Origin of the sequence: Enterococcus montenegrensis (genome assembly GCF_029983095.1) — a bacterium.
GTDB classification, from domain to species: Bacteria; Bacillota; Bacilli; order Lactobacillales; family Enterococcaceae; genus Enterococcus_C; species Enterococcus_C montenegrensis.
This window is the reverse complement of record NZ_CP120467.1, coordinates 1,472,501-1,487,873: the sequence shown is the minus strand read 5'-3', so window position 1 is coordinate 1,487,873 and position 15,373 is coordinate 1,472,501. Positions and strand designations below refer to the sequence as shown.

Below are 15,373 nucleotides of genomic sequence, written 5' to 3'. Positions count from 1 at the left end.
GGGAAAGGTTACGCCTTTAAATTTCTATTAAAGTTTAGCGAATACCCAAAGCAATTCGGGCATAACGGCTCATTTTATCAGTAGTCCAAGCAGGGTACCAAACCAGTTTAACTTCCGTTTTAGTAACTTCTGGCACTTCAGCTAGCGCTTGATGGATTTGATCGGTCAAAATATCAGCCAAAGGACAACCCATGGTGGTCAAGGTCATTTTAATGACGGCCTCTCCTGTTTCGCCTTCAAATTCAATATCATATATTAAACCAAGATTGACAATATCGATCCCTAATTCAGGGTCAATCACAGTTTCTAATGCGGTTAAAATACGTTCTTTGATTTCTTCAATTTCTTGTTCGGTGCGGATTTCATTCATAACTGCAACCTCCTTTAGAATTCTGTTCAAATAATAACTTGTTTTTGGGTATTTGTAAATCATCTGTGCACTAAAAAAAGAAAGACGAACAAAAAACAAGAATTATGCGTAAGTTTTATTGTTACTATTGAATTTATGCTAAAAAGCCGCTATGCTAAGTCCAACAAAAAATGAAATGAGGCGATTTTGTGTTAACCACCAACTTTTTGGACTTTGATTTTGAAAATCCCTTTATGAATGCTTCAGGTGTTCATTGCATGACCATAAAAGAACTTGACGAACTAAGTACTTCAGCAGCAGGCGCTTATATTATGAAAAGTGCAACACCTAAAAAGCGAGCAGGAAATAGCGAGCCGCGTTATTACGATGTTCCTTTGGGTAGTATTAATTCGATGGGGTTACCTAATTTAGGTTTTGAGTACTATTTGGAATATGCCTTGAAACAACAAGAAAACACAAAACGCCCCCTATTTTTCTCAGTTGCCGGAATGAGTGTGGCAGAAAATATTGCGATGTTAAAAGAAATTGAAGCCAGTGATTTTGCAGGGGTAACTGAATTAAATTTATCTTGTCCTAATGTTCCAGGCAAGCCGCAAGTTGCTTATGATTTTGAGTTGACAGAAGAAACATTAAATCAAGTTTTTACATTTTTTACCAAGCCCTTAGGTGTGAAATTGCCACCGTATTTTGATATGGCACATTTTGATCAAATGGCAGAAATTTTAAATAAATATCCGTTAGCTTACGTGAATTCTATCAATAGTATTGGAAATGGCTTATATATCGACACAACCAGCGATCAAGTCGTCATTAAACCCAAAGAAGGCTTCGGTGGAATTGGTGGTCAATACGTAAAACCAACGGCTTTAGCCAATGTGCGAGCTTTTTATACACGTTTAAAACCAGAAATTAAAATCATCGGAACCGGCGGTATTTTAACAGGCCAAGATGCCTATGAGCATTTATTGTGTGGCGCTACGATGCTACAGGTGGGAACGCAACTGCAAAAAGAAGGACCGGCTATTTTCGAGCGTTTGACAAAAGAGTTGGCTAGCATTATGACTTTAAAAGGCTATCAAACAATTGATGAATTTCGGGGAAAATTAAAAGTCATTGACTAATTAGCAAAAAAGATTGTACCTCAAAAGGTATAATCTTTTTTACTACCAAAAGAAAACTACAATAGTAGGCACTTTAAAAAAATTAAAATGAAACAATCAAAAAAATGTGTTGAATTTCTTTTTCATAAATTTTGTGATTTACTTACGAGAATCTTCCTTTTTGCTTAAATGGATATTCATTGAAATACCGGTGTCGTTATTATATATTTATTGTAAGAAGGTTCTAATCCTAGCGTAAGTTATGGAATAGAGTCGGGTTACGTTATAAATTTTTATCAAGAACATTAAAAAGAGCCGGCTAAAGGATGTTGTTTATGAAGAAGATGAAGATATCTGTTCGTGATATCGCGATTTTTGGTGGTTTTATCGCCATTTTAATAATCATTCGAATATTTATTTTCTCCCCAGTAATTGTTGACGGCTCATCAATGGCACCAACGCTTTACGATGGTGATCGGGGGTTTGCCTTGAAAATCGGCAAGTTGCAGCGGTTTAGTATCGTTGTATTAAATAATCCAGATCAATTTAGTGAAGAGGAAAAATTCATTAAACGGATCATTGGTTTGCCAGGAGAAAAAATCGAATACAAAAACAATAACCTTTTTATTAATGATAAAGCCACTTCCGAAGGGTTTAAAACCGGTGATATGGTATGGGAGATGGATAATTTTACTTATCGCATTCCTAAGGGTGAATATTTTGTTTTAGGAGATAACCGAGATCACTCGACAGATAGCCGTAATTTTGGTTCCATCCACCGTGATGAAATTATCGGCGCATTTCGTTTGCGCTTTTACCCAATTAGTTCGTTTCGTTTATTTTAACTAAGGAGTTTAAGCAGTATGGAAATAAGATTAGCAACTTTTATGGACTTACCTGTGATTATGGAAATTATTGCAGATGGACGAGCTTCTTTAAAAGCTCAAGGATCCCCTCAGTGGCAAGATGGCTATGGACCTGATGAAGATCAAATGACAAAAGATGTGGCAAATAAATTCTGTTGGGTTGCCATAATGGAAGGCAGTATCGTGGCAGTTGCAAGTTTAGTCGAAGGAATTGATCCTGTTTATACTGCTATTTGTGGTCGTTGGATGACAGTTGACCGTAAGGATTATGTGTCAATTCATCGCGTAGCGGTTAGTAAAAATTTTGCCAAAAAAGGAATTGCCAAAAAATTTTTAGCTGCTTTAATTAATAATGCCGAAAAAAAGGGGTTTAAAGATATTCGAATTGATACGTATCCAGAAAATTTTCCTATGATCAAGACGATCAATGCGCTTGGATTTAGTTATTGCGGTCAAGTTGAATTTCCCATTCCGTCAGGTCTACGAAACGCATATCAGTTGATAACGCAATAAAGTTAGTTATTTTTACTTTAATTTGGACGCGTCAAAATAATTAAATTTATTTATTAAAATTGGCTGAAATCATTCTCTAATCTTGAGAAACTAGCAAAAACCCTTTAGGATGCTAGTTTCTCTTTTTATTCAAGTTGTAGTTACGACTGTTATATTAATTGTTCAGACGTTTTGACTTAGAATTTAATGAGAATATGTGCTAATATAATAGCGAGGAAATAAAAGGGGGTTCTCTGATGAAAAAAAGGAATAGTCTACGTTTGCGAAGGGCACTTTCTATGTTTAGTATTGTGTTAGTGCTTTTTTCGCAAGGAACGCCGGCTTTCGCAAATGTTGTTACAACTACGCAAGCAAGTGAAGCAGTTCAAAATAATAGTGACACAGCGGTAACAGAAACCAAAAATAGTCCTGAAAATACAGGTGAAGTTAGTGAAGGTGAAAACGACCCGACACCTGCACCGACACCGGTGGCTGTGGACAAAACTGTGTTAACAGAAATGTACAATCAGCTGCAAAATCTGATTAATACAGAAGATCAATATCGCCCCTCTACATTCCCGGGTGATAAAATAAATGAGCTTTTTCAGGAAGCTTCGGTAATGCAAAATGCAAACGAGGTTGATCAAAATACTGTTAATGCTTTGGTTGAAAGGATTCAAGTGTTTTTAGGTAGTCTACAACTGGAAGTAAAACCCGATAAGGAAAGCTTACAAGCTTTGTTGAAAAAAGCAATGGACTTTAAGGCTAGCGAATATACACCAGCTTCATTTAAGGTTTTGTAAAAACAAATTGGACTAACCAATACTCTCTTAACCAATGAGGATGCTTCTAGTGCTGAAGTTAGCAGCATGTTGGTTAATTTACAAAAGGCAATTACTGGGTTAGTCAAAGAGGAGGCGCAAAAACCTACGCCTACGCCAAAACCAGATCCTAAGCCAGAAACAAAGCCTAATCCTAAACCAAAGCCACAGCCGAATAAGCCTGCGACCAATAAACCAAATCAAAGCAATACAAACCAAAACCAATCCAAACCAAGCACAACAGATGCAACAACCCCCAAACAACCTGTTCAAGGTCCAAGTAAAGATGGCACAGCATCTGCACCATTGGATGATAATTTGGTTGTCGACAGTTTAACTGATTCAAATTTAAATGGTTTTGAATTGCCGTTGTTAAATAGTTTAAAGGATAAAAAGCAAGGTGCTATAATCGCAGCTGCTTTGAAGACTCTGAATAAACCTTTTGCAAAAGATGGTAAAGCGCCGTCTGCCTTTAATAATTTAAGTTTACCAAATTACCTTTATAACGAAATTTTTGGCATAACTCTTGGTAAAAATTATGAGGAAATGGTAAAAGATAAAAAGCAAATTTCATTGGAAAAAGCGCAACCTGGTGATCTTCTTTTCTGGCAAGATAAAGAAGTTAACAAAGTTGCCATTTACCTTGGTCAGGGTAAATATATAATGGCCACTGATGAAAATCACGAGGCTTTAAAAGAACAAAATAAACTAAAAGAAGCAGCAGCATTAGAGAAAAAAGAAACTACTAGTGACGCTACTAAAGATACAGAACAAATAAAAGATAAAGAAGAATTGCCAGGTGTCCAAATTTTCACCATTCAAGGTTATGAAGTTAATGACGCCGGAATTGTAAAAATTGCTGATAAAACAGATGCAGACAGTAAAGAAGAAAATGATATAGCGCTATTAAGCGAAAAATATGGCGTTATAAAAAACCCATCTTTTGCAGTTAGCATGCCGGAAAATCTCGTTTTGACACAACAAGGTGAAAAGACATTAGACAATTATGCAGCTACTGTTGATTTTAAAGCCAATCCGATTACACAACGCTTCATCGATGCAATTGCAGATGATGCCAGAGAATTAGGGTTAAAATATGATGTTTTTGCTTCGGTCATGATTGCTCAGGCAATTTTGGAAAGCGGTTCTGGTGGCAGTGGGTTATCAAGAGCACCTTATTACAACTTGTTTGGAATTAAAGGTTCTCACGGCGGTTCTTCTGTCGCTATGAAAACAATGGAAGACAAAGGAAACGGCGAGTTGTATCAAATCACGGCAAACTTTAGAAGTTATCCTAGTTACAAAGAATCATTAGCAGACTATGTTGAACTAATTCGTGGCGGTATTTCTGGAAACGATGGTTTTTATCAAGGCGCATGGCGTTCTGAGGCGGGAAATTATCTCCAAGCAACAGACCATCTAATGGGGAAATATGCAACGGATACGCAATACAGTAATAAATTAAATTCGATTATCGCAGCTTATCATTTAACCCAGTACGATGAACCTGAAACACCTGTTGGAACAAAAACCGGAATGATCATTCAATCACGGCAAAATATTCCAACCTACTATCGTAATAAAATGATTTTCCCTGATTTTGATGGTCGCAACTATAATACTTCTGGTTCTTATCCAGTGGGACAATGTACGTGGTATGTTTACAATCGGATTACCCAATTAGGTGGCCGGGTTGACAACTTTATGGGCAATGGTGGCGAATGGGGTCAAAAAGGTGCTCGTTTAGGCTATAAAACAACTGGAACACCAAAAGTTGGTTATGCCGTAAGTTTCCATCCTGGAGTTGCTGGTTCTAGTTCCGTGTATGGTCATGTGGCTTTTGTTGAAGCTGTTGGACCAGATGGCATTTTGGTCTCAGAAGGAAATGTTGTCGGGCCAACAACTGTTTCATACCGTATTATCCCTAATAGTATTGCCCGCTCTAACAATGTTACGTATGTAGCACCAAAATAAAAAATGAAAGTCCCCGTACAAAAGCTAAACTAACTTTTGTACGGGGACTTTTTGTGTCTATCGAAGTATTAAGTAAAAAGCAATTGAAATTTATAAAAAGCGATTTAAAAGAAGAAAAAATCCTGGGCTTAAAAAATTTCCAATCTTTTTTGCGGTGTCTTTTTTTCTTAGAATTGATCAATCGCTACTTCACGCTTTTATCAACACTTCAAGTGAAAATTTCCAACACTGTATTTTTTTGTTCTAGATGTGTTGGAAGTGTCAGAAAAACGCTGAAATCAAGCGGGATTTGAACCTTAGACAAAAGTTGGCACGCAACTTGCTTGTATAAAAGTGTCAGTAAGGAGGGAAGAAAAAATGAATACTATCATTCTAGCAAGCCACGGAGAATTATCACAAGGCTTAAAGCAAACCGCTGAAATGATTCTAGGTCCAGCAAATAATATTTACGCACTATCGGCTTATCGCGATGAAGATGAACCAATCGAAGGACAAATGCAGCAATTAGTTACAAAACTGGGGACGAAAAATTTATTTATCTTAACAGATATTTTAGGGGGGAGTGTTAATAACGAAATGTTACCCCTTTTAAAAGACAACCCCGAAATACATCTTATTACCGGAATGAATTTACCCCTTGTGATTTCCATCGCAACACAGGCTGGGAAAATTAGTTCAAATGATTTACAAAGGATTATCATAGAAAGCCAAAATTCACTAATTGATTGTAGTCGTCTATTACAAACATCAGAAAAAGGAGGTGATGATCTATGATCAAACTTGTACGCATTGATCACAGATTGTTACACGGACAAGTAGTGTTTTCTTGGAGTAAGTCTTTACAAATAAATCGCATTATCGTGGTAAACGACGAAGCGGCCAATGATGAATTTAAAAAGATGTCCTTAGAATTGTCCAAACCCCAAGGAATTAAATTGAATATTTTCACAGTGGCCAACACTTTAGCAAAAATGCCAAAAGTTGAAACGCTAAAAGAAAATATCATGTTGATTTTCGGGAATACTAAAGATGTCCGCAAGTTTTGTGAAGGCTATCAGAAAATTGAGGCCATCAATTATGGCGGCATTATTAAAAAAGAAGGGGCTAAGCAATTTAGCAACGCTATTTTCTTAACAGAAAGTGAAATTGAAGATGCCAAAGCGCTAAAAGCAATGGGGATTACACAGTTTATGCAGCAGGTACCAACCTCTAAAAAAGAGGATTTAAATACAATGATTTAAAAGAAAGGGGTTTGCGTTATGTTGTTTCAATCGATTGCCCTGGGTCTAATCGGAATATTTTGTATTCTGGACTCCAGATTGTTAGGAAGACTGAACTTTGAACGGCCTTTGATTGTGAGTACGCTGGTTGGTTTGGTATTAGGAGATTTGGAAAAAGGTTTGATGGTTGGGGCATCGTTGGAATTGATGTCTTTGGGGTTGGTAAATATTGGGGCAGCTGCACCGCCGGATATGAATATGGCTTCTATTATTGCAACGGCTTTTGCAATTTTATCTGGTTCAAATGCGGAAACAGCGTTAACCATTGCAATTCCAATTTCTGTATTAGGTCAAATGTTAGGGATTTTAATGCGAACGGTCTTATCAAATTTAACACACCGTGCAGATACGTTAATTGCTGAAGGTAAGTTTGCTGGTGCAAGAAGGATTCATATTGTTTATGGCTCGGTTTTGTATTCCTTAATGTATTTTATTCCGATTTTTCTAGCTATTTATTTTGGTACCGATTTGGTCAAAAGTATTGTTGACAGCATTCCTGCTTGGTTAACAAATGGTTTGACTTTAGCAAGTAAGATTTTACCGGCTTATGGTTTTGCTTTGCTTTTACAAACAATGTTAACAAAGAAAATGATACCGTTTTTATTGCTGGGTTTTTTAATAACTGCATATTCTGGCCTAAGTATCACAGGGGTTGCAGCATTTGCCTGCATTGTAGCGTTTGTGATGGCCCAAGTTAATTTTGGTAGCAGTAATGGTGGTAATGCTGCGCAAAGTGAACCTGATCCTTTAGACGATTTATAGAAAGGAGTCTTATAAATGACTAAAAAAGATCCAAACAGTTGGAAATATTGGCAATTCTTCTGGCGCTCGTGGGCGATTCAAGCTTCATGGAATTACGAGCGACAAATGAATATGGGGTTTATGTATGGAATTGCACCGATCATCGACAAAATTTACGACAAACCAGAAGACGCTTCAAAAAAGATGGAAGCTTACGAACGTCACATGGCGTATTACAATTGTACACCGCAGACTAGTGCATTTGTACTGGGTTTAGCCGCTTCAATGGAAGAACAATATGCACAAGACCAAGAAAACTTTAATCCAGAAGCAATTGGGGCTTTAAAGACTTCTTTAATGGGACCACTATCAGGGATTGGCGATTCTTTTTTCCAAGGAACTGTCCGGGTTTTAGCTTTTGGTTTTGGGATTAATTTAGCGCAACAAGGAAGTATTTTGGGACCAATTTTAGCGATGATTATCTCATTTGTCCCTTCGTCTTTAGTAACTTATTACGGTGGTAAGATTGGATATAACACAGGGAATAAATATTTAGCTAAACTTTATCAAGAAGGTTTAATGGATAAGGTAATGTATGTTTGTACGATTGTAGGTTTGATGGTAATCGGGGCAATGATTGCAAGCATGATCGGTATTACAACACCTTTAAAATTTGGCAAAGCATTTGTTTTACAAGATGTTTTAGATAATATTATGCCACAATTAATTCCTTTGGGTCTGACATTTTTTATGTACTGGTTACTACAAAAGAAAGTTAAAACCGGCGTAATGTTGGTCATTTGTATTGTTGGCGGGATTTTATTAAGTGTATGCGGCATTTTTAGTTAAGGGACAAACCTATTCAGGTTCAAATAAAAAAGTTAAGAGGAGGAATTCAAAAATGAATTCAAAATTAAGTCCAAAAGAGATTGTAAAAGAAATCGTTAGTAATAAAGAAGTGACATCCATCGTCTTTGTTGGCTGTGGTGCGTCAAAAGCTGATTTATATCCAGGTAAATACTTTTTAGATCAAAATGCACAAAAATTACGGATTAGTCATTTTACAGCCAACGAATTTAACTATGCGACACCTAGCTCAGTCGACGAGCATACTGTGGTTATTTCAGCTTCATTAGGAGGTACCACTCCTGAAACTGTTAAAGCTAACGCAGTAGCCAAAGAGAAAGGTGCCACAGTTATTAGTTTAACACGTAGCGTAGATTCTCCGCTAACAAAAGATGCAGATTATGTCATTTATCACCGTTTTGCTGAAAATTATGCTGCGAAACTTGAAAAAACCGGCTATTGCTTGTTGTTAGCAGTTGAGTTGTTAAATCAAATTGAAGGTTATGCTGACTACGATAAAATGATGGATGGTTTCAGTAAAATTTACGATTTATCACAAGAGAGCGCTGAAGGAGCACGCTTACAAGCGAAACAATTTGCCCAACGCTTCAAAGACGAAAAAGTTATCTATGTTATGAGTTCAGGGGCAACTCACGAAGTAGCCTATTCGACTTCAATTTGTTTAATGATGGAAATGCAATGGATCAACTCCGGTACTTTCCATGCAGGTGAATTCTTCCATGGGCCATTTGAAATTACCGATAAAGGTGTGCCATTTATCTTACTGATGAACGATGGCCGTACACGTCCAATTGACGCGCGAGCATTAACCTTCTTAGATCGTTTCGATGCGAAAACAGAAGTTGTGGATGCACTAGACTGGGGTCTATCGGCTCATATTTCAAAAGAAGTCTTAGATTACTTCAATCCATTTGTCATTACGGCCGTCTTCCGTGTTTATGCTGAAGAATTGGCGGAAGCGCGTCAACATCCATTAACAAAACGTCGTTATATGTGGAAACTTGAGTACTAAGATTTCATAAGCTGGGGCATTTGCCTCAGCTTTTCTGTCTTGTATTGAAAGCTGGTATGAAATCTCTTACAATTGATTAAAAAAGAAGCTAGGTGGTGTAAATCATGAATGAAAAAGTAGAAAAATATTTAATTGACTTAACGCGAGATTACGACAAGCATCATCGTGGGGATTTTTCTGCCTCAGCCATTAGTGAGCATATCGGGTTAAACCGTAGCACGACCAGTTCTTACTTAAATCAAGGGTTAAAAGAAGGCGTAGTTGTCAAAGTTAAGAGCTATCCGGTCGCTTTTTTACACGTTGCAACACTTGCTGAGCTGGGAATTATCGTAAAAGGCGCAGAGTATGAGAGTTGGGAAGATTTATTTACATTGGAAAAACAAAATGCATTAGAGCTAGTAATTGGTGCCAAAGGGAGTCTAAAAGAAGCGATTGATCAAGTGAAAACTGCGGTGCTTTATCCAAATAACGGGTTGCCGATTCTTTTGTCTGGCAGTAGCGGTTCAGGGAAAACATTCTTAGCTGAAAAAATTCACGAATACGCAGTCACAGAGAAGGTCATTCAAAAAGATTCCCCTTTTATCGCCTATAACTGTGCTCAATATTTCAATAATCCAGAATTGTTATCCTCTGCTTTGTTTGGTCATATTAAGGGGGCTTTTACCGGAGCTGAAAAAGATCATATCGGTTTAATTGAAAAGGCAGATAACGGTATTTTATTTTTGGATGAAGTGCATCGACTGTCAGATGAAGGGCAAGAAAAATTATTTACCTTCATGGATACCGGTGAATTTTCACCTATGGGGGATAATGCCCTTAAACGCAAGGCAAAGGTACGGCTAATTTTTGCCACAACAGAAAATGTCTATCAGACTTTTTTGCCAACTTTTATTCGGCGTCTGCCGGTAATTGTTAGTTTGCCCAATTATGAACAGCGCCCGCAGTCAGAAAGAATGCAGCTAATTGATACTTTTTTTGTGAATGAGGCTAATATTTTAAAAAAGCGAATTGATGTTAGCTATCAACTAGTAGACTTTTTGTTAAATAGTGACTTAGAAGGCAATGTGGGTAAAATCAAAAATATTGTTAAATACATTTGTGGCAGCGCCTATGCAAAAAATCAAAACAACCCTGCAATAAGAGTGCGCTTAAAAGATTTACCTCAAGAGAATGCGCTACGTTTAAAAGAGCAGTTGAAAAAGACGATTAAAGCTTTACCAGATCGCCAATATTTGCCCCATACGAAAAATCAGGTTTTTTTAGAGTCTACTGAAGCAAAGCAGATCCGACAATTATTTGAAAAAATGGTTCAACTTTACCAAAAAGTCGATGAACAAGAGTTAGCCATCAAGGATTTTATTGCAACGATGGTAAATCGTGTCAATAACTTAATGGATGAATTTATGTTTAAAGATAATTATGCTAAAGAAGAGTCTTTTTATTCCGTTTTGACCTATCAAATTCGAGAAACCTTTGATTGGATGCACGATAATTATGGATTTGATCAAGATGGTAATCGGGTTATCGCACTCGCACAATACCTTTATCGCAAAAATAATACCGATACGATTGCAGAAAATCACGAATGGCATACGATAAAACCAAAGCTATTGCGTTTAATCTCCAGTTCAATGGATACTTCTTATTGGTATGCAAAGAAAGCTTTAGGTCATATTTCCCGTCAATTGGACCAGGATTTTAAAGACGAGGATTTAATCTTTATTTCTTTTTACTTTCACGGTTTGCAAATAACGCCCCGTGAAAAAGAAATCAAAAGTATTATTCTAGCCCATGGTTATTCCACTGCCAGTAGTCTAGCTAATGTCGGCAATCGCATGTTACAACAAAATATTTTTCATGCTTATGATATGCCGATAAATATCACACTAGACAAAGTCGAAGAACAAGTCATTCGCTTTATTAACGATTACCATACAGACGCTGGTTTAATTTTATTAGTGGACATGGGTTCGTTAAATCAATTAGGTGAGCGCTTAGAAGATAAAATTCGCGGACCATTATTGATTATTGACTATGTTTGCACCCCGTTAGTTTTAGAAATCGGTCATTTAATTCAAAATCAATTATCTATTTCAGAAATCAGTCAACGAGTTGATATTGAAAATAAAGTTCAAAAGCAATTGATTTTGCCAAAGCAAGAGAAAAAACAAGCTATTTTAACTTGTTGCTATACTGGAATGGGCTCTGCCATTCAAATTCAAGAAATTTTAGAACATTGTCTAAAAGACTACTGCGACGAGTTAGCCATCATACCTTATGATTATCACAAGTTAGAAAAAAATAAACTGTATGAAGATCCTTTTCAAATGTATGAAGTGTTAATGATTGTTGGTACAGAAGATCCCAAAATTCAGCAGATTCCTTATATCGGCTTAGATCACTTAATTAATGGGGAAGATATAGAGAAATTTGTTACAATTTTACAAGATTATTTTGATATTAGTGACAAAGCATTAAAGGAACAGCTAATGTTTAGCTTTTCCATTAACAAAATCGTTGAGAATTTAACGATTCTAGATGCGACAAAACTTTTACGTCTGGTGCAAAGTGCAGTATCACAAGCAGAGGTTAATTTAGCCATTACGCTTTCAAATAGTAAATTATTTTTATTGTATTTGCATTGCTGTTGTATGATTGAACGAATTTTACGTAAAGAAAGTGTTGATCAACAAGAAGATATTGCTGAATATTTAGCACAAGCTGGCATGGAAATGGAACAAATTCATCGAGCATTTCGCAATGTCGAAAATGAATATACTATTCAGATCTCGGATTTAGAGCTGCGTCTAATTCACGAAATAATTAATGGCTAGGAGTGATTTATATGACTTTAGGTATAATTTTTGATATGGACGGTGTTTTAATTGATTCTGAAAGCTTTTACTTTCAGCGGCGGATGGATTTCTTTGCTGAAAAAAATTTGAGTCCAGGCTCAAAAAACAAATTGGATTTTGTCGGCTTGACTGAAGTGGGTATTTGGCAAGTTTTAGTCCCAGCAAAAGAAAACCGTGCATTATTAAAAAAAGAGTATCAAGATTATCGGCAAACACATCCAATTGATTTTACCAAGGCCTTGCGAGGGGATGTTAAGAGTGTATTGACTTATTTGAAGGCTAAAAAAATAAAGATAGCACTTGCTTCTTCATCGCCTGAAAACGAAATTTATACGATGCTTGCTCAAAATAATTTAACATCTTTCTTTGATTTTGTTATTTCCGGCGAAAGTTTATCAAAAAGTAAACCACATCCAGAAATTTATCAATTGGCTGAAGCGGCGCTAAAGTGTGATCGCTGCATTGCAGTAGAAGATTCACCAGTCGGGATTGCTTCTGCGAAAGCTGCACAGCTGTATACATTGGCACTAAAACAAGATTTTCCAATTGATCAACGACAAGCGGATATAGTTATTGATCATTTGTCTGATATTATAAAAGTGGTAGAGAATTGTCTTGTATATTAAGTTAGTAAAAAAATGCACCTTGTAACAATCTTTGAGAATCGACGAAAACTACTTGTCCAATGCGTAACACTTTTGGTAAGATGACAGTGATTTGAAAAAGGAAGGTGCCCCATGAAAAAAAGATTAAAGAAGAAGCATGCCTACAAAAAATATATTCACGATATTTTTACTGGATACGAAGAAATGATTAGCACGCCAAATTTAGAAAAACTAACTTTTTCTTACTTAAACGAAGAAACAATTATTTACCGCGATGAAGAAAAACGGATTCGCTTTTTAAGTCGCGATAAGTAAACTAGCTAAGGAGATGGAAATCTCCTTTTTTGTGCCTGAAAAATAAAAAAATAACCGAATTTTAAGAGGGATTTCTCTTACTTTTTTACAGTTTAGGTTTTTTATGAAGAAAAAGATTAACTTCTTTTTTTGTAAGCGCAAAAAAAGCGAACAAAAGATAAAAAGAGTAGTTTTGGCACGGTGGTGAGCTGGTATTTTATGAAAATAAAACGGTTGACGCAAATACTTGGAAGTGGTAAATTAATCAACGTTGGCAAGGCAGTCATATAATTGAAAACAACTTGAAACATTTTTGAAAAAAGTTGTTGACAGTTGCTACAACGACTGTTAAACTAACGAAGTTGCTTGATGAGCGGCGAACTTCTGAAATATCATTTCAAAAAGTTTTTAAAACTTTTTGAAAAAAACAGTTGACAGGAATTAAGTCAGCTGATAAGATATAAGAGTTGCTGAAACATTTCAAAAAGCAACCAATTGCAAGTTAGATAAATACATTTAACTTCGCAAGTAGACCTTTGAAAACTGAACAAAGCAAGCAAACGAACCAATGTGTAGGGCGCTTCTTTTATAGAAGCAAACAACATGCAAGCAATAGCTAGCAAAGTTAATTTTTATTTGAGCTTAACAGTCTATGACTGTTCAAACACTTTTTATGAGAGTTTGATCCTGGCTCAGGACGAACGCTGGCGGCGTGCCTAATACATGCAAGTCGAACGCTTCTTTTTCCACCGGAGCTTGCTCCACCGGAAAAAGAGGAGTGGCGAACGGGTGAGTAACACGTGGGTAACCTACCCTCAAGCGGGGGATAACACTTGGAAACAGGTGCTAATACCGCATAACAATACCAAACACATGTTTAGTATTTGAAAGGCGCTTTTGCGTCACTTGAGGATGGACCCGCGGTGCATTAGCTAGTTGGTGAGGTAACGGCTCACCAAGGCCACGATGCATAGCCGACCTGAGAGGGTGATCGGCCACACTGGGACTGAGACACGGCCCAGACTCCTACGGGAGGCAGCAGTAGGGAATCTTCGGCAATGGACGAAAGTCTGACCGAGCAACGCCGCGTGAGTGAAGAAGGTTTTCGGATCGTAAAACTCTGTTGTTAGAGAAGAACAAGGATGAGAGTAAAATGTTCATCCCTTGACGGTATCTAACCAGAAAGCCACGGCTAACTACGTGCCAGCAGCCGCGGTAATACGTAGGTGGCAAGCGTTGTCCGGATTTATTGGGCGTAAAGCGAGCGCAGGCGGTTTCTTAAGTCTGATGTGAAAGCCCCCGGCTCAACCGGGGAGGGTCATTGGAAACTGGGAGACTTGAGTGCAGAAGAGGAGAGTGGAATTCCATGTGTAGCGGTGAAATGCGTAGATATATGGAGGAACACCAGTGGCGAAGGCGGCTCTCTGGTCTGTAACTGACGCTGAGGCTCGAAAGCGTGGGGAGCAAACAGGATTAGATACCCTGGTAGTCCACGCCGTAAACGATGAGTGCTAAGTGTTGGAGGGTTTCCGCCCTTCAGTGCTGCAGCAAACGCATTAAGCACTCCGCCTGGGGAGTACGACCGCAAGGTTGAAACTCAAAGGAATTGACGGGGGCCCGCACAAGCGGTGGAGCATGTGGTTTAATTCGAAGCAACGCGAAGAACCTTACCAGGTCTTGACATCCTTTGACCACTCTAGAGATAGAGCTTCCCCTTCGGGGGCAAAGTGACAGGTGGTGCATGGTTGTCGTCAGCTCGTGTCGTGAGATGTTGGGTTAAGTCCCGCAACGAGCGCAACCCTTATTGTTAGTTGCCATCATTTAGTTGGGCACTCTAGCGAGACTGCCGGTGACAAACCGGAGGAAGGTGGGGATGACGTCAAATCATCATGCCCCTTATGACCTGGGCTACACACGTGCTACAATGGGAAGTACAACGAGTTGCGAAGTCGCGAGGCTAAGCTAATCTCTTAAAGCTTCTCTCAGTTCGGATTGTAGGCTGCAACTCGCCTACATGAAGCCGGAATCGCTAGTAATCGCGGATCAGCACGCCGCGGTGAATACGTTCCCGGGCCTTGTACACACCGCCCGTCACA

At 37.9% G+C, this 15,373-nt stretch carries 14 protein-coding genes and 1 rRNA gene (1 of these 15 only partly in view); 14 read left to right on the top strand and 1 reads right to left on the bottom strand.

Going from position 1 to position 15,373, the window contains the following annotated elements; translation table 11 throughout:
• Window positions 1–34 precede the first annotated feature (34 nt).
• A complete protein-coding gene (locus P3T75_RS07220; protein ID WP_206904153.1) occupies window positions 35–370 on the bottom strand; it encodes a metal-sulfur cluster assembly factor in 336 nt (111 codons plus the stop codon).
• 188 nt (window positions 371–558) lie between these two features.
• On the opposite strand from P3T75_RS07220, the gene P3T75_RS07215 reads away from it, so the two are divergent.
• From P3T75_RS07215 to P3T75_RS07150, 14 genes are all read left to right on the top strand, one after another.
• Window positions 559–1,491: a dihydroorotate oxidase gene (locus tag P3T75_RS07215; RefSeq protein ID WP_282461215.1), complete on the top strand. Its 933-nt coding sequence runs from the start codon at window positions 559–561 to the stop codon at window positions 1,489–1,491.
• A 314-nt stretch (window positions 1,492–1,805) separates the two neighbouring features.
• The gene (gene lepB / locus P3T75_RS07210; RefSeq protein ID WP_206904166.1) at window positions 1,806–2,315 is read left to right on the top strand and encodes a signal peptidase I; all 510 of its coding nucleotides are present in this window, start codon (window positions 1,806–1,808) and stop codon (window positions 2,313–2,315) included.
• A gap of 18 nt (window positions 2,316–2,333) precedes the next feature.
• Window positions 2,334–2,849 carry a GNAT family N-acetyltransferase gene (locus P3T75_RS07205; RefSeq protein ID WP_282461214.1) on the top strand — a complete coding sequence of 172 codons (516 nt, stop codon included), beginning with the start codon at window positions 2,334–2,336 and terminating at the stop codon, window positions 2,847–2,849.
• A 236-nt stretch (window positions 2,850–3,085) separates the two neighbouring features.
• On the top strand, window positions 3,086–3,631 hold the full coding sequence (locus P3T75_RS07200; RefSeq protein ID WP_282461213.1) for a hypothetical protein: 546 nt from the start codon (window positions 3,086–3,088) through the stop codon (window positions 3,629–3,631).
• Window positions 3,632–3,697: 66 nt separating this feature from the next.
• Complete coding sequence (locus P3T75_RS07195; RefSeq protein ID WP_282461212.1) at window positions 3,698–5,623, top strand: glucosaminidase domain-containing protein; 1,926 nt, start codon at window positions 3,698–3,700, stop codon at window positions 5,621–5,623.
• A gap of 357 nt (window positions 5,624–5,980) precedes the next feature.
• Complete coding sequence (locus tag P3T75_RS07190) at window positions 5,981–6,397, top strand: PTS sugar transporter subunit IIA (RefSeq protein WP_230708431.1); 417 nt, start codon at window positions 5,981–5,983, stop codon at window positions 6,395–6,397.
• Window positions 6,394–6,864 (top strand): PTS sugar transporter subunit IIB, encoded by a 471-nt coding sequence (locus P3T75_RS07185; RefSeq protein WP_206904176.1) that lies wholly within the window; start codon window positions 6,394–6,396, stop codon window positions 6,862–6,864. The genes P3T75_RS07190 and P3T75_RS07185 overlap by 4 nt, the downstream gene beginning before the upstream one ends.
• Before the next feature lie 18 nt (window positions 6,865–6,882).
• Window positions 6,883–7,665 carry a PTS mannose/fructose/sorbose/N-acetylgalactosamine transporter subunit IIC gene (locus tag P3T75_RS07180; RefSeq protein WP_282461211.1) on the top strand — a complete coding sequence of 261 codons (783 nt, stop codon included), beginning with the start codon at window positions 6,883–6,885 and terminating at the stop codon, window positions 7,663–7,665.
• Window positions 7,666–7,680: 15 nt separating this feature from the next.
• Window positions 7,681–8,493 carry a PTS system mannose/fructose/sorbose family transporter subunit IID gene (locus P3T75_RS07175; RefSeq protein WP_206904180.1) on the top strand — a complete coding sequence of 271 codons (813 nt, stop codon included), beginning with the start codon at window positions 7,681–7,683 and terminating at the stop codon, window positions 8,491–8,493.
• A 52-nt stretch (window positions 8,494–8,545) separates the two neighbouring features.
• The gene (locus tag P3T75_RS07170) at window positions 8,546–9,523 is read left to right on the top strand and encodes an SIS domain-containing protein (protein WP_282461210.1); all 978 of its coding nucleotides are present in this window, start codon (window positions 8,546–8,548) and stop codon (window positions 9,521–9,523) included.
• A gap of 104 nt (window positions 9,524–9,627) precedes the next feature.
• A complete protein-coding gene (locus P3T75_RS07165) occupies window positions 9,628–12,357 on the top strand; it encodes a sigma 54-interacting transcriptional regulator (protein WP_282461209.1) in 2,730 nt (909 codons plus the stop codon).
• An 11-nt stretch (window positions 12,358–12,368) separates the two neighbouring features.
• On the top strand, window positions 12,369–13,004 hold the full coding sequence (locus tag P3T75_RS07160; protein ID WP_282461208.1) for an HAD family hydrolase: 636 nt from the start codon (window positions 12,369–12,371) through the stop codon (window positions 13,002–13,004).
• Between the two features lie 111 nt (window positions 13,005–13,115).
• The gene (locus P3T75_RS07155) at window positions 13,116–13,298 is read left to right on the top strand and encodes a hypothetical protein (RefSeq protein ID WP_206904192.1); all 183 of its coding nucleotides are present in this window, start codon (window positions 13,116–13,118) and stop codon (window positions 13,296–13,298) included.
• Window positions 13,299–13,946: 648 nt separating this feature from the next.
• Window positions 13,947–15,373: ribosomal RNA gene (locus P3T75_RS07150) — 16S ribosomal RNA — on the top strand (it continues 133 nt past the right edge of the window).

Excerpts from the sequence above, each read along its gene's own strand:
- P3T75_RS07190 (WP_230708431.1), top strand. The coding sequence starts at position 5,981 with ATGAATACTATCATTCTAGCAAGCCACGGAGAATTATCACAAGGCTTA.
- P3T75_RS07200 (WP_282461213.1), top strand. The coding sequence starts at position 3,086 with ATGAAAAAAAGGAATAGTCTACGTTTGCGAAGGGCACTTTCTATGTTT.
- P3T75_RS07185 (WP_206904176.1), top strand. The coding sequence starts at position 6,394 with ATGATCAAACTTGTACGCATTGATCACAGATTGTTACACGGACAAGTA.
- P3T75_RS07220 (WP_206904153.1), bottom strand. The coding sequence starts at position 370 with ATGAATGAAATCCGCACCGAACAAGAAATTGAAGAAATCAAAGAACGT.
- P3T75_RS07165 (WP_282461209.1), top strand. The coding sequence starts at position 9,628 with ATGAATGAAAAAGTAGAAAAATATTTAATTGACTTAACGCGAGATTAC.
- P3T75_RS07160 (WP_282461208.1), top strand. The coding sequence starts at position 12,369 with ATGACTTTAGGTATAATTTTTGATATGGACGGTGTTTTAATTGATTCT.
- P3T75_RS07175 (WP_206904180.1), top strand. The coding sequence starts at position 7,681 with ATGACTAAAAAAGATCCAAACAGTTGGAAATATTGGCAATTCTTCTGG.
- P3T75_RS07155 (WP_206904192.1), top strand. The coding sequence starts at position 13,116 with ATGAAAAAAAGATTAAAGAAGAAGCATGCCTACAAAAAATATATTCAC.
- P3T75_RS07195 (WP_282461212.1), top strand. The coding sequence starts at position 3,698 with ATGTTGGTTAATTTACAAAAGGCAATTACTGGGTTAGTCAAAGAGGAG.
- lepB (WP_206904166.1), top strand. The coding sequence starts at position 1,806 with ATGAAGAAGATGAAGATATCTGTTCGTGATATCGCGATTTTTGGTGGT.
- P3T75_RS07180 (WP_282461211.1), top strand. The coding sequence starts at position 6,883 with ATGTTGTTTCAATCGATTGCCCTGGGTCTAATCGGAATATTTTGTATT.
- P3T75_RS07205 (WP_282461214.1), top strand. The coding sequence starts at position 2,334 with ATGGAAATAAGATTAGCAACTTTTATGGACTTACCTGTGATTATGGAA.
- P3T75_RS07170 (WP_282461210.1), top strand. The coding sequence starts at position 8,546 with ATGAATTCAAAATTAAGTCCAAAAGAGATTGTAAAAGAAATCGTTAGT.